Here is a 19198-nt window from a genome sequence, read left to right on the forward strand (position 1 = left end):
AGCACGGGGACGTTTCTCCTGCTTCCATACACAGACAAAGAAGCACTGGGTACGTCCCCGTGCTTCACTGTTGTGTTACAATGCTGAAAAAGGGGATATTATCCATGGAGGAGGACAGTCAAAATGGTGACCGTGCTTACATATTTTGTTTCCTTTCTTTTCATTGTGATTTCTGTATTCATTACCCTAACTTTTAAAAACGAACTAGAGCGGATGTTTCGAGAGGACAAAGAGGTATTCGTATTTCACATATTCAATGTGCTGATCACTCTGACCGTCGCTTTCGCATCTCAGGCAGTTATAACAATTTATATAGTTGGCCATAAGTTTCACTTTATTAAAACAACCCTCATGCTCTTGGCCATCACCCTGCCCATTTATATCCTTGGGCACCTGGCATTCGAAAAATATAAAACCATTTACCGCAAATATGCAGCTACTGAGAACGGGAAAGTATTGGTGCTTAACGAGAAGTATGTGAAGAAGAAAAAGTGGTTTAAGAATCTTAAGCATTATAATGCAAAATGAGACAGCGGGAGAAGCATAGGGACATTTCTTATGCTTCCATAATTATTAGCAGCAAAAAAAGGAAGCACTGGGTACGTCCCCGTGCTTCTCCTATTGCATTTGATGGAGCATTTTTTCTAGATGCTTTACAGTGGGAGTTAAATTCACTAGAAAATAGGATTCTCTTAATCTTCTTGATGGAGCGCTGTACTTCAGATAACCTGCTCCGCCTTGGTGAAGCATGCTGCCATGAGCAGCTTTTGAAGTAAGATAGGCCGTACGCAAGCGTAATTGAAGGAGTTCCTTCCATTGCTGCAATAGACCCTCGCCGTCAGCAAGTTTAAAAGTTTCCGTGCGGATTTGTTCTAATTCTTTTTCTAGATCATCTGGCTGAATGGAAAGATAATCATTGCAGCCTCCCTGCTTATTGCAAACCTGACGTATGGAAGCGATTGATGCCTCGGTTACACCCAGGCCAAGCGGTATTTGATAAAGAACAAATGCTGGCCTGATTTTTTCAATGAATGTATCCACATCATGTGAGACAATCCATTCCTTAGGAATCATCACATCATCGAATGCACATGAATAAGTAGCACTGCCATTTACGCCTAAATACTCAAGCTTTGCTTTCAATGTAAGTCCTTCTGCATTGCAAGGAACCACTGCCATCATTCTTTGCTCAGGGCTAACCTCTGCAATGAGGCCGAACCAATGGTCGGTACCCAGATTTGAGACAGAAGGCAACTGCCCATTCACACTATATCCTTCATTCGTTTTCGACGCTTTTAAATGCAATGATTCCAGCCCGGCATAATACTTCATCGGATTGGAAAGCCCGGTCCCGCCCAGAAGCTGGCCATTTTCCAACTGCGGTAAAATTTCATCCTTTAAGTACCTATTTTCACTATTTCGGATATAAGTTAATGCGGCAAGGTGGCACCAAAGGTTAAAACCCGTTGTCATGCAGACTTTAGATACTTCTTCTACCACACTGACTTCAGTTGAAAAGTCTACCCCAGTATTGGAATTCAAGAATCCAGCTTTGCCAATGCTTTTTAGAAACTCTTCCGCATAGTAGGCCTCAGCGTCAATTCTACGCACGAATGGCTTAAGCTGTTCCTGGATTAAGACCGCCAAACTCGTCATATCTTTCAAAGCTTCCCTCTCCCTTTTCATGCCGTTTTAAAAAGAAAACCTCCAGCGAAGGAGGTTCCGGACTTATGACAATTCAGTAATTGTATCGATTGGCGCCTTAACAGCTTCACGAGCCTTCTTGACTGTAGACTCATCTGGAGAATCATAGAAGCAAAGGCATTTTGTCATATCTTCACATACATAGGTCCTTGAGAATGTGACTTCAGGAACTTCCGAATAGTGAACGGAATTCTTCGATTTTCTTTCTAGGTAAGCATCCATCGTCAGATTTTCCGGAAGGTTCCATTCAACAAGGTAATTCACTTTGTCTGCCTGTTTCTTGACTTCCTCTAAGTCTCTTCCAACAAGACGGACAGGCTTGATTAAAGTAACAGGAACACCTAATGTTCTTAAACCTTCATTGATCACATTGCGTTCTTCCGCCTCAAGAATAAAGAAAGCTCTGGATAAATCCTTTGCTACCTGCACCTCGATTAATGTGGCATTCTGCTTGCCTAACTCATCACGGATTTCACCGGCCTTTTTTTCAAAGGACTCTTTATCTTTCACTGCACTGTTAAAAATTGATTCCACTAAATATAAAGTTGCCATTCCTTATTCCTCCTTATTATACATATCCAATCTGTTTACTTGGTATTACTTATAGATTATTTTATTACACTAAGTAATAAAAAACAACTTAGTTGTTTGAAAATTTTTATGATATGATTTATTTAACCAAGCTTCGGAGGTTTTATCTATGAGAGAATCTAAATATGATTTGCCATGCAATATCGCCCAAACCTTGAATATCATTGGAGATCGGTGGACCTTACTGGTATTACACGAAATCTTAGCAGGAAGAACCACTTTTAATGAAATAAAAAAAGAACTGAATGGTATTTCATCAAATATATTGTCAGACCGCTTAAAACATTTGGAGCAGTCAGGTCTGGTGGTCTCTTCACTTTATTCAGAACATCCCCCGCGATATGAATACAGGCTTACAGAAAGCGGCAAAGAACTCGAAGGAGTATTCAATGCCATGATCATGTGGGGCAGGAACAATCTTGAAAAATGCTACAAGAAATTAATTCATACTGAGTGCAAGCATGAAGTCGAGTTAGCCTACTATTGTCCACACTGCAAAAGAAATATCGATGAAATAGAAGCAGTTGAGCTCGAGACAGTAGACACAACTGGACTTAACTAACACATCCTTGAGACAGAGAGCGATCGTGCCCTCTGTCTTTTCTGTTTAACTTTTTCCAATCCCCCATTGCCGGTTAATCCATGCTTCAAATACACCGACAGCCTTATCCAGGAGCAGCCCGGAAAGTCCGATAAACACAATGCCCGCCATTACAAGGTCCAGCCTCATTGAATTTCTGGCATCGATAATCAAATATCCCAGACCTGATTGTGCTCCAACCATCTCTCCTGCCACAAGAAAGATCCAGGCAGTTCCTACCGCGATATGAAGGCCATTGGCAATGTACGGGAAAGCCGCCGGGAAAATGACCTTTGTTAATAGCTTGAACCCCTTAATTTCAAGGTTTTGCGCTACCTTCAAATAATTCTGATCAACTTTCCGTACTGCCGAAACGGTTGAAAGTAATACAGGGAAAAAGGCAGCTATGAAGATAATGACGATGGCCGGGATATCTCCTATTCCAAACCAAAGGACGATAAAAGGTGACCAGGCAATTGGTGAAACAGGCCTTATAATCTGAGCTACCGGATCGAGAATATTCCATAGCAGTGGACTGCGCCCAAGAATCAATCCAAGCAGGACCGCTGCCAGTACTGCAGATAAATACCCTGCAAGGAAACGATACAGACTAACCTGAAAATGAGTAAAAAGAGTCCCATCCTGAATTAGGGAAACGATGCCTTCCCACACCTTTAAAGGAGGGGGAAAAAGGACAGCATCGTAATCACCAATCAAAATGATGAATTGCCATACTGCCACCAGCAAAGTAAAACCTATGGCCGCATTAAGAACAGTTTTGAATTTCATTTCATTCACATCGCTTTATCTATTAAAGAATTGTCTACAAATTCACTGTAAGTTGGAGGATTCTCCATCAGTCCCATTTCAATGAGATTTTTCCTAAGTTCCTCAAACTCAGATTCCTTGATTTTCAAATCATCATAAGAAATCCATTGGAATGAAAGATCAAGCACATCCTTTTCAACCTTCATATATTTCGAAGACATATCATGAGTCTTTTCGTCCTTTAACTCTGCCACATCTCCAGCTTTGACATACTGGTCGACAAATTCTTGTGCAACTTTATTTTCCTTTTTGATAAAATCATTTCGCAGCACCAAGGTGCAGTCGATTGAGTCTTTCCAAACATCCTGATCCTGATATAGAACCTTGCCTTTTTCAATCGCAACTGAAATGGCACCAAACGGTTCTGCCACTACATAGCCGGCAATCCTTCCTTCAGACAAGGCGGCCGGCATTTCGGCAGGCGGCATCTCAATTGCTTTTACATCCTTATATGCCAGTCCATTTTGCTGTAACATCTGATATAACAAGATGTTGTGAGTCGAAAATTTATGGGGAATCGCAAAACTTTTCCCTTTCAGATCTTCTGCACTGTTAATATCGTTAGCGGTGACGAATACATTTCCATCCCGATGTCCCAATGCGACAGCACTTAAATCAATCCCCTGTTCCTTCGCCTTCATCGCTAATGTAACCAAAACAGAAGCACCATCAATCCTGCCTGTATTCAAGGCATCCATCAGTTCAGGCCATGAACCGAATTTCACAAGTTCCAAATTAAAATTCTCGTATTCTTTCATTTCTTTTTCAATATAAAGGGGAACAGCGTGTGTAATGGGCAGATAGCCAATCTTAACCGTTTTTTTCTCGCCATCTACTGTTGATTTTTGGCTGCTGCCAGAGCCGCATGCAGCTAATGTCAGGGCCAGGACCGAAACCAGAATAAGCAGCGTGATTTTTTTTATGGACTTTTTCATTCAAATTCTCCTTTGCCTTTTAAATGTTTAAATATGATTAAATATGATACTCAATCGGGGAGTTTGCACGGTTAAAATGGAATTCCTCAAAGATCATCTTCCTGTAATGCTGAAAATCACTGTGGCTTCGATCACGAGGTTTCGACAAGTGGATTTTAATTTCCTTGTGAATTCTGCCTGGATTGGCTTGCATAATAAAAATGCGGTCTGACAAATAAATCGCCTCATCGATATCATGAGTAACAAGGGCAATAGTTGTCTTTTCCTGGGATTGGATACGAAGAAGTTCATCTTGAAGATAATAGCGATTAAAAGTGTCCAGCGCAGCAAACGGCTCATCCATGAGAATCATTTCAGGTTGCAGTGCAAGAGCCCTGGCAATCGCAATCCTTTGCTTCATCCCGCCTGAAACCTCATGGGGGAACAAATCGCCTTTATCTTCTAAACCTACCAGCGCCAGATAATGTAAAGCACGGTCCCTTCGCTCCTTAGCATTAAGGTTCAAGCCCTCGAGTCCAAGTTCGATGTTTTTCACAGCAGATCTCCATGGGAGCAGACCATAGTTTTGAAAAAGCATGACACATTTGCGCGTCGGTTTGTTTACAGGTTTTCCATCTAATAAAACTTGCCCTGCATCTGTCTCTTCAAAGCCTCCGATAATGTTTAACAGCGTGCTCTTTCCACATCCGCTCTCACCTAGAATAGAAACTGTTTCTCCACGGTTGATTGAAAGGGAAATATCGTCCAAAACCGTTATATTCTTATTGTTGTTAGGAAAGCTTTTACTTACTTGATTAACATTAATGATTGGAACCTCGCCCACGTTTCTAACACCAACCTTCCTGCCCTTCATTTATAATTATATGCATTATTCCTATAAAAATAGTATGAATTAACTTTAAGTTATTTTATTATACTTTGTTCATTTTTACAACTCATAAAAACAGAATATTTTCCACATTTTGAAGTTTTATAAATCACTCCTTTAAACTTACTTCCTCTGAACAAGAAAAAGCTGTTGGCATCTCTGTCCAACAGCTTTTTTGTCGAAGCAAAGGGACGTACCCTTTGCTTCTTCTTCTCTCCAATAGGAAGCACTGGGTACGTCCCCATGCTTCAAAGGCACAGCCGGAGAAAAACTCTCGTTGCACCTTCCTCCCATGCCAACCGTCCCCGTGTCTTCCCTAGTTCTTTCGGAAGTTCTTGAAAAAACAGTAGTAATAGGCACGTTTGTTATTACATAGATACCACCTTTTTGTTTATTGAGCTAGATAGCTTTTCAATCCATCTTGTACAGACCTTGTAGGAAGCCTGGAAAATAGGACTCTGGATAAATGTATAAATGAAGGTGAAAATAAAGACCGGCCCGCCCAGTAATAGGGCAACCACCAGCACAATACTCTCAACGATAATTCGTACTCTGCTGATTGAATACCCGAGCTTAACTGAAATCGCAAGCATAAATCCGTCTCTTGGCCCTGATCCGATTCGAGCAGCATTATACATTCCGCCTCCAATACCCATAATGACCACACCAAGCAGCAACACCAAAATATCAATCATGAGAGTGGAAGCCTGGGGCAAAACATCCAGCCAGAGAAAAAAGTCAACCATTGTGCCAACCATCAGCGCATTAATAAAGGTACCAATATTAACAAAAGTACGATCAATCACAAGTGATACAAGGACTAAAATGAGACCAAAAATCACGTTCCATGTTCCGATTGTTAAGCCAAACTTATCATAAAGTGCAATATTTAATACATCCCAGGGGTGGATCCCTAAGTACTTAACCTTGATTGCCACAGCTATACCGTAACTAAAAAGGATAAGTCCAACTATAAAAAAGGGAATTTGTATTTTCAGCTTCATTTCATCACTTCATTTCTATCAACTTAGGTAATGAACTTAGTTTAAATCAACACGGAAAGCATTTAAAGCAGAATTTTCCATTAGTTAGAAAACGAGATTAAGTACGAGTGGCAGCATATCACCAAACAGTGAGGGACATGGGGACGGTTCTTGTGTCCTGAGAATCGCTGTTTCTAGGTCATTAAATCTTTAATGACCACCTACATGTCTCTAAACAAACTTAAAGGGAAGCATTATTTAGCTTCCCTTAGGTTTTCTAGGTTTCATCCAACTTTTATTTTGACTTCCGGATGGGACAACAGAACAGCCTCTCAATCCCTAAACTCTTTCTTTAAGATGACTGTCATTAAGAATAAAGAAACAATGTAGCAATAAATAGAATGAACTTTACTTTTCAGTTTCTTTTTTTTCACCAAAAACCGCTTCTCTAGTTTCTTCTACTCTTATAATTGATTCTTGATCGGACTTTTCAAAAATAATATCTTTGACATGTTTTTTTAACTCTGGTTTGTCGAATAATGTTTGTTTAAGAGAATCATTTGTTAATTTATATCCTTCACGAACTTTGCTTTTATCGTCAAGGATAGCTTGGATGCCTTGATTTACCGCATCTTCATAAATCAACTTTCGGTACTCCTCAGTGTATTCCTTTCTAAATACTCCTACAAAACTATCAAAATAACTCTTGTCAAACATAGGAATATAAGCTAATTCTAATGCTGGTACTTTAATGTGTAAAATCTTGGATTTTTCATCAAAATAAAAATCTTCTTTTTCAATGTTTTTCAAATCATAACCAAGCATAAAGTAACCAAACAAATGAACCTTGTATTCTTTTCCAAAGAGATACTTTCCGAATTTTTTGCCTGTTGTTTCAAGCCAAATATCATCATCTTGATTTTTTAAAAATTCATAAGTGTCATCTTCGGTGTAAATGAATTTTTGGACATCCTCATATCCGAAGTGTTTGCTGATTTCTCTCACCTTATCGTATGCAATATTTCCTATGATGACCTCACCTTCTATTGCTGTCGTTGGTTTAACTACTTTTTCTTCGTCTTTCAGGAGCATATATGTTCCTGCTGATCCAACGGAGGCACAGAGCAACGCAAAAATAATAGCAATACCAATTCTTTTTTTGGATGCTTGCTTCTTATTAACTCTATATTCTGGCATAATCTTTCTCCCTATTATTTTAATTTACTTATATAACAGAATTAGACTTGGTCAAACTCATTCTTCTGGTATTCATCAAAGAGTTTGGTTTTAATAAAACTTAAAGTAATCTAGATTATCTTCTTAGTTTTAGACTACCTCGTATCCAGTTTTCTTTTTAATAGCTTCTTTATCTGTTGTAAAAAAATAAGTAGCTCCATCTTTAGAATACTATTCACCGTACCAAATCCCCTTATTAATAGCAGACCAGTTAAAACGTTCTGAATTCGTTTCTTTTTTGAAAAATTTTGCAGCGACCTGTATACTCGGACATTCAGCGATTAATTCTTCTCCCTGAAAATATTTACTGGGGTTTCGACTTTGTTTTGTATTGTTGGTCTTCTTCTCTCCATAGGACACCTGTCTTTTTAAGTAGCTTAATCCCTTGATAATATTCTAAATTTCAAACTCAGTTTTATAGTATAATATTACCATATCTCTACGGGAGAAAGGTGAGTTGAATTGTCTAAAACAAAATCCTTAACACACGACTCAATAATGAAGGCATTAGATTGGTCTTATGATAAGGCAATTAACGGTGGTGTACCTGGAATGGACACCGCTATAGAATTAGCTGATAGTTATTTACAAAAGAGTGGTACCTTAGACGAAAAGGTTAAAAGTTTAATAGTTTGGCAAAACACCAAAAGTGCTACTAGTGGATTTTTAACAGGTCTAGGTGGACTTATTACATTACCTGTGGCTGTACCTGCCAATATAACTAGTGTTATTTTAGTTCAAATGAGAATGGTTGCGGCTATTGCACATATGGGTGGTTATGATTTAAAAGATGACCAGGTTAAATCTTTCGTTTATGCCTGTTTAGCTGGAAATGGAGCTAAAGATATTCTTAAAAATGCAGGCATACAGATAGGAAAAAAACTTGCAGTAACCGGAATTAAAAAAATTCCCTTTGAAGTGATAAAAAAAATTAACCAGGCAGTAGGATTTCGTTTACTAACAAAGTTTGGAGAAAAAGGGGTCATAAATTTAGGTAAGATGGTGCCTTTAGCGGGAGGAATTATTGGCGGTACCGTAGATGCAGTTGCTACAAATACAATAGGGAATGTTGCTCACAAGTTGTTTATTCAAGAGCAAAAATCTAAAAAATCGGGTGAACCCGAAATCATTGATATGCTATAGCATTGGATGGTCTGTATTTAAGATTTCGAATAAGTAGAAGGTTCCAAAAAGCAGAGGGACGTACCTTTCGTTACCAAAAGGTACGTCCACATGTCCCGACAGTATTAATTCTTTTATTAACTACTCCACTCTCCTAGCCGCCTGCTGAACAGGATTCCAAACCCCATTATAAGGTGGCGCATACGCCAAATCTAAATCCAGCAGCTCTTCGGTTGTCATGGAATGAAAGATGGCCGTCGCTAGTACATCGATTCGTTTATCGACGCCATTTTCCCCAATAATTTGCCCGCCAAGAATCTTATGTGTCTCTTTATGATAGACAAGTTTCAATTTCATTCTTTTATCATCCGGATAATAACCAGCGATATCCGTTGCTGTGATGGTTACAGAGCCACAGGGAATGTTCAGTATTATTGCCTCTTTTTCTGATAGCCCTGTTCTCCCTAGGGTTAAATTGAAAAACTTGATAATCGAAGTGCCGACAATTCCTTTAAACGTTTTATGTAGATCAACCATGTTCAATCCGGCGATTTGCCCTTGCTTATTGGCATGCGTTCCCAATGGGACATGATCATCCTTTTCTTTTACTCGGTGATATTGTGTGGCACAATCTCCTGCCGCGTAGATGTCCTCGATACTGGTTTGCATATAGGCATTTACCTGGATCGCACCATTTCCAATTGTCTGGATTCCTGTTCCTTCTAAAAAGGAAGTATTGGGCTTCACACCTACAGCGACTAGCACCAAATCTGTTTCATACTCCCCTTTATCGGTTTTCACAGATTCCACATGGTCACTTCCACCGAACGATTCCACGGATTCACCCATTTTTAACACAATGCTTTGCTTTACTGCTTCTTCATGAATCAGTTCAGACATGTCTGGATCAAATATTTTGGCTAACTGCTCATTTCTTTCAATGATCGTTACCTTCTTGCCAAGCTCCGCAAAACTTTCAGCCATTTCAAGCCCAATGTATCCGCCACCAATCACAGTCACATTATGTATATCTCTTTCCAGATAATCCATGATTGTTTTTGCATCAGGGATGGTCTTTAGTGAGAAAATACCTGGAAGTGTCACACCCTCCCACTTTGGAATGACCGAGCTTACACCAGTCGCAATCAGAAGGCGGTCATATGGAAGGCTGAACGTTTCACCATTACGATGGTTTATTCCACTTACCATTTTATTTTCCGCGTCTACCTTTTGGACTTCATGAAACACACGTGCATCAATGCCATATTTTTCTTTAAAAGTAGACGGAGTGCGCGCGATTAACCGATCTGTGGACTCAATCTTCCCACTGATCACATAAGGCAGCCCACATTGACCGTACGAATACACGCCTCCCTTTTCCAATACAGTGATTTCATGTCCAGAGCTGTTTCGCACCATTTGCATCGCAGCACTCATACCCGCTGCATCTCCACCAATAATGAGTATTTTCATGTTTATCCCTCCATTCTTTGTGTATCCATTTATGATTGTGTTTTAAACATTTATATCTATATATATAGGCAACTTTAGAAAAATGCTGATTTATGCCCTATTTATCTTTCTCGATAATAACTCCCCGGTTTACGAAATATTCCGTTATGGTATCATATTCCTATATGCACATGGAGGTATTATTAAAATGAAGATTGAGGACCTAACATATGAAAACGTTGGGAAAAGCGGTGGGTTTGCAATTATTAAAAGGTATGTTCATAAAGATTCCCGCAAAAAGATTGCATTAAAGGAATTGCTGCCTGAATTTCACTCACAACCAGATTATATTGAAAGATTTATTAAAGAAATTGAATATACTAAAAGACTAAAAGATAATGAAAATATTATCGAGGTGCTTGGCGAGAAAATAGACCATAGTACAAATACATACCATTACATGATGCCATATGCGCCGATGAATTTAGATGAATACATTTCACGAAATAATGCTCAATTAAAGTTTGAAGAAAGACTAAGCTTATTTGAGCAAGTTCTAAGTGCAATATCATATGCACATAAAAATAATATTTGGCATAGAGATTTGACCCCCACAAACATACTTGTACTTGAAGATACAGCCAATACAAAGCTTAAAGTTTGTGATTTTGGCTTAGGTAAGGATCCAGAAAGCTTATCGAGATTGGCAAATTCTTCAATCGGCGGACATGGCCAATGGATGTATGTTGACCCAGACCAATATGAATCACTGAAAAAAGGAACCCACTTAAGTGATATCTTCTCATTAGGTAAGATACTATATTTTATCCTTACCGGTAAGAAACCACTTTTAATAAAAGAGTGCAAATTTATCAATTTAATCAATAAGGCTATCAATAAAGAGTTCAATAATATAGATGTGTTTGAAAAAGAATATCTAAAAATGAAAGATATTTACTTCTCACTAGAAGTAAATTCTAATTTAACTTTATTGGAGTATGTAGAAAAAGATGATAATGAAATAGATTGGAACCAGTTTTACAAATTGTCTTTAAAGGCAGAAAGTATTGAACATATATACTATGATCTAATTGAACCAGCTATGAGGGTTCTAAATGATGACACTAAAGTTAACTCTTTTTTGGAAGCTGTAGGAAAAGATGATGAACTTTTTATTAATAAGTTTATTGAATCGCTTCAGTATTGTCATCAGAGCTACGGTTGGCCGTTTAATCAACAAAACAATTTTACGCGTTTTTTAATCCGATTTTCTCGGTGCAGTTCAAATCAAAATGTAAAATTAAATTGCCTAAAAGAAGCTTGGTACATAGCGGCTGTTGCTAATCAATGGGATTCTCAAGACTTAATATTAGAGGTTTTCAGCAGATATGAATTCTCCGGTTTTCTTGATGATGAGATTAGTATTTATATATTAGAGACAGACCAAGCGTTTGAAAAAATAAATAGAATTAACCTTACCAGGGTAAAATCTCCGAAAATTAAAAGAGCACTATCTCGCTTAAAAGAAAAAATATAAGGGTTGACTCCAACTAATAATTCGTAAAAATTGTTTATAAGAACACTCATTCCTTTTAACTCTTTTGTGAGGTGTAACTATGAGACCGTGGGATGGCTCCACAATTTCATAGTTACATATTTTTACAATTTACATTGGAAACCGCCCCTTGTCACTCTAAAACGCTTTGGCTTAATTCAACAGACCTCCATATCATATAGCTCCTAACGCTCCTGAAATTTCTTATTCAGAATCCCCGAAAATAAGCATCGGGTTCTTTATTTTCACCTTCGATTTCAGCTTCCGAACGAGCTGTTTGAAGGAGTCAAGGGACACTGATAACAGGAGATCTGTTTCCTTTTCATGGTTGTTTCGATAGGCAGCGACCTTGCTCATTTGCCAGAATTCCTCGATTGATTTTGCGGCTGGGTAAAAGTATTTTACAAGATTAACGAAATCACTCGGAACTCAGTCACTCACAAAAAGATGCTCTTCTGGTGCTTTTTCAGCAACTGATTTTACCTCCTGAATTTTGGATGATTGTTCTTCAACAGCCTTTTCTTCACGTTTATTATTCTTTTTAATGTTAGTTTCAAAAGGAATGATAGTTTTATATTGGTGGCTCAATTGATTGCCATCCGATAGTTCATTCGTCGGGAAACGATTGAATACATACAGATTGCTAATGCACCACCCTTTCACAATTGATACATGGATGAAATGGTGGAAAGGACAAGGTGGGAAGTGGTGGATTGGGACAGTTTTGTGAAAAGTTATTAGGAGCTTTTACATGAGTTGACTGGTTCGCGCAAAAAAGAACGATAAGTAGCTGCTTATCGTTCTTTTAGAATTCTTGAGTATTAAATAACACTCAGTAATGACGCTAACTAAAAAACTAGAATTGTCCCTATATCTAATTAATCCTTTGACATGCTAACCACATCAAAAATATGTTCTGCGACTTCATCTATGGTAAATTTATTGGTATTTAATGCGAATTTATCTACTAAATATGGGTTATATCGGCGGACATCTTCCGTTGATATATCATGCCATATTGGCAATATTATTATTCTCTTCTCATTAATTTCACGGTTCAAAAAGCTTTTAAATTCATAATCAGACCAACCACTCTTAATAAAGTTAGAGGATAGGAAAACAACAACGAATCTTGAATTTAAGATCCCCATATTCATCATGTCTGTTTGGCTTTGTCCTATTTTAAAAACTTTAACATCTTCAAAAACTTTCAGTCCTTTTTCGCTTAGTTTTTCTGATAACTCTGAAACAAAGATTTCCTTATCTAGACTTGAATGGGATAAAAATACATCAAATTCAATAAGCTCTTTTTCTGAGGCTGTATTTTTAATATCTTCAACCAATTGGTTTATCTTTTCTGAAATATCCGAAACACTATTCATATAGTTTTCATTTATCCCTGTCTGAGATTGAATGGATTTAAGTATTTTATCGTATTCCCGTTTCTGTTCCTTTTCTACTATTCCCTTATATTTATTGATATCTTCATTATTTTTACGTATTTGTTCCATTATCTGTGTCATTTCTCTTTCATATTTCAATAAGTCTTTCTGGTATCGTTCTAATCTTTGTAAATCCGTTTTTGTCAAATTCCTTTTCTTAGTCAAAGTCTGTAATTTCTTTGCTTCATCATCCCTTTTTTTCCTTACAGTAACCAGCTTCCCAGAAAGGTCACTTTCTCTTTTTATCATTCTTTTTAAGTTAGATTCACTAGCAGTCATTCTTTCACCTACTTTATAGTCTTGTGTTTGCTTTTTTTCTTAATTTATCAACATTTATATGGATCATCGCTACCGATCTGCTAATTAGTTTATCAATCGGTATCTTTAATTTTAGGTTAATATAAAAGGTTATCTGTTAATCAGTAATTTATTTCGATTGTTAAAATATATATATTTAATTTAGGATGAGTCTATCGTTACGTTCTTGAGTAAACTTAAAGTTTTGTATCGATAAGTTTTAATCAGAAGGATGTTCGAAAGTGATTTTATTTATTAATCAGTTCTTAACCTTTTGGAGGATACGGATCGTTTCCATAACTATCTTTTGCACGTATTTTTCCGTCTCGAGCATGAATTACAACTTCACTACCTTGGTTTTTCGCTATAGATTTCGCCGCATCTATAGCAGACTTTTGTGTACTATGTCTTGATGTTGCTTTTGAATTCCCAGCACCCTGAACCTTCCAACCACCATCCTTATGTTTGGTAACATGTTGGTTAGCCATTAAAAAGCCCCCCTATTCGAAACATCCTTCTCCAATATATGGTAACACAGAACAGAAGTTCCTACAACGAACAGGTATCATAGTTTTTATAGATTATAACTCTTCAATTTATTGTCCAATTATAGAACGTTCTAATTCTCAAAATTTAAAATTTAATGCTAAATGGGATGCTTCGATTGTTAAAGGAACCACGCTTTGCTTTTTTCTACTGATAGGTTTTACATGAAGCATTGGGTACGTCCCTTAATATTTGCCATCCCAGGAACCTTTTTCGGAAAACCAACCAACCGCTTCACCCTTACTGAAAAAACGCTTCTTATTCGCCATCCACATCTTAGAATGATTGTTAAACTCCTTCAACGAAACTATGAATACTCCGCAAAACTCTCAATAGCCGCATATTTCATTGTCATGCTAATGGACCACCCTTTCACTCGTTATATTTGGTTGTTTTGTGAATATTTGTAAGGAAATTTTTAGTTCTAGCAAAAAAATACGATAAGCAGCGTGAAGTGCTTATCGTTCTTTAGGGGATTTCATATTATCTTATCAATCTCTGTAAAAATGCTAATACTAACTTAGAAATGCAAAAGGCTTGTTTGACCTCAGGCACGTTTTGCGATCTAACATTTTATTTCAACTTCCGAATGAGACTTTTGACCGTCCATATGTCTCGTTTGTCATTAAACAATACTTATAATCCTAGCTTTCTTTATTATGATGATCAGCAATCTCGTCTAAAATATTTAAAACTAAGTTAAGTCTGTTTTCGCCTCGGTGAGGCAGTAGATAATAATACAAAGCAATAATAATAATGGAAAATATGAATCCCCAAGAATTATAAGGGTGAAATAATTGTATAAAACTCTTCTCCTGTATTCGTCCTTGCAAAATAGCTTGTACCCCAAATATTACGAAGCTTAGCAGCCCTGTGCCCAGAGTTTTATAATATAAATTCGAAATTTGCCTTTGCTTATAAGCTTTAAAATATGCTCTTAAAAGCCTAATTTTTATAATATCTCGATTTGTTTCTTCTAGTATTCTTTGATAAATAAAAGATATATTTTCATTGAAATATGTTGATTTAATATTCTTGAAAAGAAACCTTAAATAGTTATCTCCCCCATTAAGTTGATCAGTCCAGATGTATAAGTCGTTTTCATTATTTATTTTGTCCTTTTTTAAATCCTTCTCATGTGTCCATTCTGCCCAAGGGAATACATAACTTATTACCATAATGATCAATGCGGAATTTACAATTAGATTTTTTAACAAAGGGTCCTTCGTGTAAATGTATACGCCTATTCCTGTAACCCACCAAAACAGGTGTTTTATGAGTTTAACAACTTTTGACTTCACGATTAAATACCTCGAATTATACTTTTAGTAGAATCAGAATATATATTTTAAAGATTAGGCGTGCGCATAAAGAAATTTAACACTACTATATCTATTTTAATTTGATTATTTTTTTCCTTGCAGAGAATAACTCTTTTGTAATTACAAAATAGCCCAATTTTTTTATATAATATATGAATTTAACCTCTATAGTTCTCCTTCTCCTCCGCGACCCGCGGCATCTCCCTAAAAAACTCATTCTCCGCATATTCCTGCTGAATATCCCCAACCCGCTCAATAAAATAACCCTCTAACTCCTTATCCATACAATAAACAAAACACCCCTTTTGTCCACGGGTCATCAATGTACGATAAGTATTACGAATTATCTCATCAGCCAGTTTTTCTGCTTCCTCAGGATTTTCCTTCAGCATTTTCTTCAAACCTTTTAAGGAGTTGTCTGTTTTTGCACGTTTGGTATGATCGGTTAGCACCTCGCCATCCCGGTAAACGAGATCGTCCCCGATGATGACTCCAACGTAATCAAATTCCAGTCCCTGGCAGGTGTGGATACAGCCAATTTCATTTACTGATTTTTCGTCTATCGCCCATGTTGCGGAGTTGTCGAGATTCCAACTCATGCTGAATTTGTGCTCAGTCAGCTCGATGTCATGGATATTTGTGTTCGACTTCCCTTCCTTCAGCCAGTTCCAGCAGTAACCGGCTACCATCCGGGATTTGTTGTTCTTTTTATTCAATCTAGCAATCTCTTCACGCATTTCATTTGGGTTTGTGAAGATCCGGAAATCATAGTTGGTCCCGATATAATTGGAATTGGCCGTTTCGCGAATCTGCAGGACATCGTCAATCCAGCTTAAATAGCCATCAGAACCATTGCAGCGGAACTGCGAATCAAGCTTCATCCTGGTCACATTCGCTCCCAATTCATTCCCGAACTTTTTAATGGCCCCTATACTTCCGATATCTTTGAGGGTAACCCGTTGCCGCTCATCGATAAAAAAGACCGACAGCTTGGAAGCATTCATAATTTCTTTTACCTGATTTTCACCAAGGTTGCTGAAAAGGCCGGACTTCTCATTCAGGCGGTGTGCTTCATCCACAATCAGAACATCAAACTCATTCGCCGGCGCATTGATATAGCTGCCTGACCCAACAAACAGATTATCAATATGGCCCTTGCGGAAGTTCTGTTTTAACTTGGTCGCGTAAATATTTCTCGGCGCAGCATTCTTCGTCACATACTGGGCCACTAAACTCCGGTTCGTCGCCTCAACCAATAGATTAATAGCTAGAACAGACTTCCCGGTACCAGGTCCTCCTTCAACGACCAACACCTGTTTCGTATTTGTCCTTAACGCTTCCTTGGCAAGATGCAAACCCGTTTCATAAACGACTTTTTGGTCATCAATCATGACAAACTCTTGATTCCCCTGGAGCATGCTGTTCAGAGAATCCTGCAGCGATTTGGATGGACGAATCCTCCCTTTATCAATCGTATATAAAATTTCTTTATTATCTCCGTGTTTAATATACCTTTTGATAAAATTGCGCAGCTTACCGGAATCACCTTTTATAAAAACGGGCGCTTCCTCAATATAATATTCATAGACAGGGTCAGTCAGCGGATCCTGTTCACCCTGGTTTATGTAGTTATGCAGATAGGCACACGGATAGATTTGAATCTCATCTTTTTGGGCATTCTCATTATAGTCCTTGATCAAAGCAGCATATGACCAGGCCTGGTAAGAGGGATGAGTCGTCTCACGCACTCCCCTGTTGATCACCGTTTTCACAATCGCCTCTTTGCCCTCGATCTTCTCAACCGTTTCCCACTGCTTCAACTCAACAATGACAATTGATTGCTTGTCATCCTGATCCGAACCTGAGATAAGGAAATCCACACGCTTCGAGGTGTGAGGAATCTTGAACTCTATTGCAACGCCAGCATTCTTAGGAATCTCGCTGTCACTCAACACCCTATACATATACTGCATTGAGTTGTCCCAGGACCGAACCTCCCGCTCATTAATCCTGCCAATCTTGCTGTTATAATTGCTGACAATATTGTTCACCAGCTCATCATCAAAAACATCCTTCAAGAACTCATCCTTCGTTGCCTCATAAACGATCAACTACCCTCACCCCTTCTGCACGGGATACTTAAGCTCATTCTTCTTCATCTTCTTCAAAACTTCCTCTTCCAGATCTATATCCATTTTGTCTGCTAACTGAACAAGGTATATTAAAATATCAGCCATTTCTTCTTTGATATTTTGTTCTGAATCCCTTAACGCTTCCTTACTGGTTTTCCATTGGAAGTTTTCCAGGAGTTCGTTGGCTTCCAGGGAAATTGAAATGGCCAGGTCTTTTTCGTTGTGGTATGGTTTCCAGTTGCGGGCGTCGCGGAAGTCTAGAATTGTTTGGCGGATTTTATCCATTTGTTGTTCACTCCAGTGTTTTACTTAATTTGTAAATATATATTTTGATTCTATCATTCTTTATGTCTTGAGAAGAGTATTGATAAAGAATCTAAATAGAAAAAAAGCCAAATCCCTGTATAGGATTTGACCACTAATAAGATTTATATAGTGAGACGCAAGAACCTTCTCCGCGTCTCACTCAGAGTGCGCTAATATCTATTTTCGTAATCTTAAAGCTATTGTCGTTATTTATTCAAACAAGAAATTTTTCCACAACTTGAATTTTAATAGGTAATTTCATATACAAAACTTGTTTAATAAACAAGGTCTTCATATATTTTTTATGATAAAGAATACTATGTTAATGAAGATTTATAATTCGGATACTTTGATATAACTGATTTTAATGCAATGTTAAATGGTGAGTGTCTATCTTTTTTGGAAAGAAAAGCTTCAATTTGCTTTTCTGATAAGTTATCCATTTGCCCAAAGTACTCCAATTGAATTTCAAGCTCAGTTTTTAGATAATTAAAGGCTTTTTCTTGCCCATACCTTTTTCTTAATTGTAAGAGATCTAAATAATTATCAATACAGGTTAAACCACTTATATTACTGATATGAATTTTACCAGCTTTTAATTGGAAGTCTATATTCTCTCCTATCATTAAACTATAAGGAGTAGTTATATCATCTTTAACACTTTCCCCTTTCCCTTCCTCGCCTTTATTACAAGCATCACATGAAGATATCAAGTTAAATGGATTCATAGATAAAAAAGGGTATTTGGCTTTGGGTAAGAAATGCTCTACATAATTACTAGACTTAGAAACAGTTAACGATATATCACAATAAGGGCAAACCTTAATTTCCATGTTTTCCTTATAGAAATTTTCATGAAAAATCCCTCTATTATATTCTATCCCAGCTACCATTTTCCATAAGGCTTTTAATGAAAAAAACTTTTCATAAAAAAATGTAATAAAAATAGTATTAAACTCTGGCGGACATTTTACCTCATTTATATTATAGTCTTGCTTCATATTAATTAAATTATTTTGCCTGATATATTGCTTATATAATACAATGAGTAATGCTTTTTTATATTTTTTAACAATTCCCAAAAATACATCACAAAGTTTCTTACCACCAACTTTTCTTTGAAAAATATAATCTATTATTTTCCGTTGGTCTTTGGGATACTGAATATATGGATTCGTAATTTTCCATATATCATCTTGTTTTCTAACTTTATAAACTCCGCTAGCTATTTGATCAGATGCATCAATTAGTATTAACCAAAAAGGTTTTATTACTTTTTGTTCAAATTCTTTTAGTACT

20 protein-coding genes are annotated in these 19198 nt (G+C 37.3%); 4 read left to right on the forward strand and 16 right to left on the reverse strand.

Features of this window, described 5'->3' with window-relative positions; translation table 11 throughout:
- Window positions 1-123 precede the first annotated feature (123 nt).
- The gene (locus tag V7201_RS18170; RefSeq protein WP_335378174.1) at window positions 124-528 is read left to right on the forward strand and encodes a hypothetical protein; all 405 of its coding nucleotides are present in this window, start codon (window positions 124-126) and stop codon (window positions 526-528) included.
- 90 nt (window positions 529-618) lie between these two features.
- Here the strand turns inward: V7201_RS18170 and V7201_RS18175 are convergent, their stop codons facing one another.
- Entirely contained in the window at window positions 619-1656 is a 1038-nt protein-coding gene (locus V7201_RS18175; RefSeq protein WP_335378192.1) for an acyl-CoA dehydrogenase family protein, read from the reverse strand.
- 72 nt (window positions 1657-1728) lie between these two features.
- Window positions 1729-2256, reverse strand: a complete 528-nt coding sequence (locus V7201_RS18180) for a DUF4242 domain-containing protein (protein ID WP_335378175.1) — start codon at window positions 2254-2256, stop codon at window positions 1729-1731.
- 148 nt (window positions 2257-2404) lie between these two features.
- Between V7201_RS18180 and V7201_RS18185 the strand changes: the two genes are divergently transcribed.
- Window positions 2405-2857, forward strand: a complete 453-nt coding sequence (locus V7201_RS18185; protein WP_335378176.1) for a winged helix-turn-helix transcriptional regulator — start codon at window positions 2405-2407, stop codon at window positions 2855-2857.
- A 45-nt stretch (window positions 2858-2902) separates the two neighbouring features.
- Here the strand turns inward: V7201_RS18185 and V7201_RS18190 are convergent, their stop codons facing one another.
- The 5 genes from V7201_RS18190 to V7201_RS18210 all read right to left on the reverse strand — a co-directional run bounded on the left by V7201_RS18190 (window position 2903) and on the right by V7201_RS18210 (window position 7686).
- Window positions 2903-3664, reverse strand: coding sequence for an ABC transporter permease (locus V7201_RS18190; protein WP_335378177.1), 762 nt, complete (start codon window positions 3662-3664; stop codon window positions 2903-2905).
- A gap of 5 nt (window positions 3665-3669) precedes the next feature.
- Window positions 3670-4638 carry an ABC transporter substrate-binding protein gene (locus V7201_RS18195; RefSeq protein WP_335378178.1) on the reverse strand — a complete coding sequence of 323 codons (969 nt, stop codon included), beginning with the start codon at window positions 4636-4638 and terminating at the stop codon, window positions 3670-3672.
- Window positions 4639-4675: 37 nt separating this feature from the next.
- A complete protein-coding gene (locus V7201_RS18200; RefSeq protein WP_335378179.1) occupies window positions 4676-5461 on the reverse strand; it encodes an ABC transporter ATP-binding protein in 786 nt (261 codons plus the stop codon).
- 413 nt (window positions 5462-5874) lie between these two features.
- Complete coding sequence (locus V7201_RS18205) at window positions 5875-6510, reverse strand: YczE/YyaS/YitT family protein (protein ID WP_335378180.1); 636 nt, start codon at window positions 6508-6510, stop codon at window positions 5875-5877.
- Between the two features lie 387 nt (window positions 6511-6897).
- Window positions 6898-7686 (reverse strand): hypothetical protein, encoded by a 789-nt coding sequence (locus V7201_RS18210; RefSeq protein ID WP_335378181.1) that lies wholly within the window; start codon window positions 7684-7686, stop codon window positions 6898-6900.
- A gap of 501 nt (window positions 7687-8187) precedes the next feature.
- Here V7201_RS18210 and V7201_RS18215 point away from each other — a divergent pair.
- On the forward strand, window positions 8188-8868 hold the full coding sequence (locus V7201_RS18215) for an EcsC family protein (RefSeq protein WP_335378182.1): 681 nt from the start codon (window positions 8188-8190) through the stop codon (window positions 8866-8868).
- A 120-nt stretch (window positions 8869-8988) separates the two neighbouring features.
- Here V7201_RS18215 and V7201_RS18220 read toward each other — a convergent pair whose 3' ends face one another.
- Window positions 8989-10320 (reverse strand): CoA-disulfide reductase, encoded by a 1332-nt coding sequence (locus V7201_RS18220; RefSeq protein ID WP_335378183.1) that lies wholly within the window; start codon window positions 10318-10320, stop codon window positions 8989-8991.
- A 187-nt stretch (window positions 10321-10507) separates the two neighbouring features.
- Here V7201_RS18220 and V7201_RS18225 point away from each other — a divergent pair, with 187 nt between their 5' ends.
- Window positions 10508-11836, forward strand: coding sequence for a serine/threonine-protein kinase (locus V7201_RS18225; protein WP_335378184.1), 1329 nt, complete (start codon window positions 10508-10510; stop codon window positions 11834-11836).
- 222 nt (window positions 11837-12058) lie between these two features.
- Here V7201_RS18225 and V7201_RS18230 read toward each other — a convergent pair whose 3' ends face one another.
- The 8 genes from V7201_RS18230 to V7201_RS18265 form a co-directional block, all read right to left on the reverse strand.
- Entirely contained in the window at window positions 12059-12211 is a 153-nt protein-coding gene (locus V7201_RS18230; RefSeq protein WP_335378185.1) for a hypothetical protein, read from the reverse strand.
- Window positions 12212-12283: 72 nt separating this feature from the next.
- Window positions 12284-12442, reverse strand: a complete 159-nt coding sequence (locus V7201_RS18235) for a hypothetical protein (protein ID WP_335378186.1) — start codon at window positions 12440-12442, stop codon at window positions 12284-12286.
- A gap of 290 nt (window positions 12443-12732) precedes the next feature.
- Window positions 12733-13575: a TIR domain-containing protein gene (locus tag V7201_RS18240; protein ID WP_335378187.1), complete on the reverse strand. Its 843-nt coding sequence runs from the start codon at window positions 13573-13575 to the stop codon at window positions 12733-12735.
- 284 nt (window positions 13576-13859) lie between these two features.
- On the reverse strand, window positions 13860-14081 hold the full coding sequence (locus V7201_RS18245; protein WP_335378188.1) for a DUF2188 domain-containing protein: 222 nt from the start codon (window positions 14079-14081) through the stop codon (window positions 13860-13862).
- 702 nt (window positions 14082-14783) lie between these two features.
- Window positions 14784-15440 carry a hypothetical protein gene (locus V7201_RS18250; protein ID WP_335378189.1) on the reverse strand — a complete coding sequence of 219 codons (657 nt, stop codon included), beginning with the start codon at window positions 15438-15440 and terminating at the stop codon, window positions 14784-14786.
- 179 nt (window positions 15441-15619) lie between these two features.
- Window positions 15620-17572, reverse strand: a complete 1953-nt coding sequence (locus V7201_RS18255; RefSeq protein WP_335378190.1) for a DUF2075 domain-containing protein — start codon at window positions 17570-17572, stop codon at window positions 15620-15622.
- A 6-nt stretch (window positions 17573-17578) separates the two neighbouring features.
- The gene (locus V7201_RS18260) at window positions 17579-17878 is read right to left on the reverse strand and encodes a nucleotide pyrophosphohydrolase (RefSeq protein WP_335378191.1); all 300 of its coding nucleotides are present in this window, start codon (window positions 17876-17878) and stop codon (window positions 17579-17581) included.
- 338 nt (window positions 17879-18216) lie between these two features.
- A partial coding sequence (locus tag V7201_RS18265) for a hypothetical protein (protein ID WP_438825080.1) occupies window positions 18217-19198 on the reverse strand: 982 nt, incomplete at its 5' end.

The organism is Bacillus sp. JJ1122, from assembly GCF_036964885.1.
Taxonomy (GTDB): Bacteria; Bacillota; Bacilli; order Bacillales; family Cytobacillaceae; genus Mesobacillus.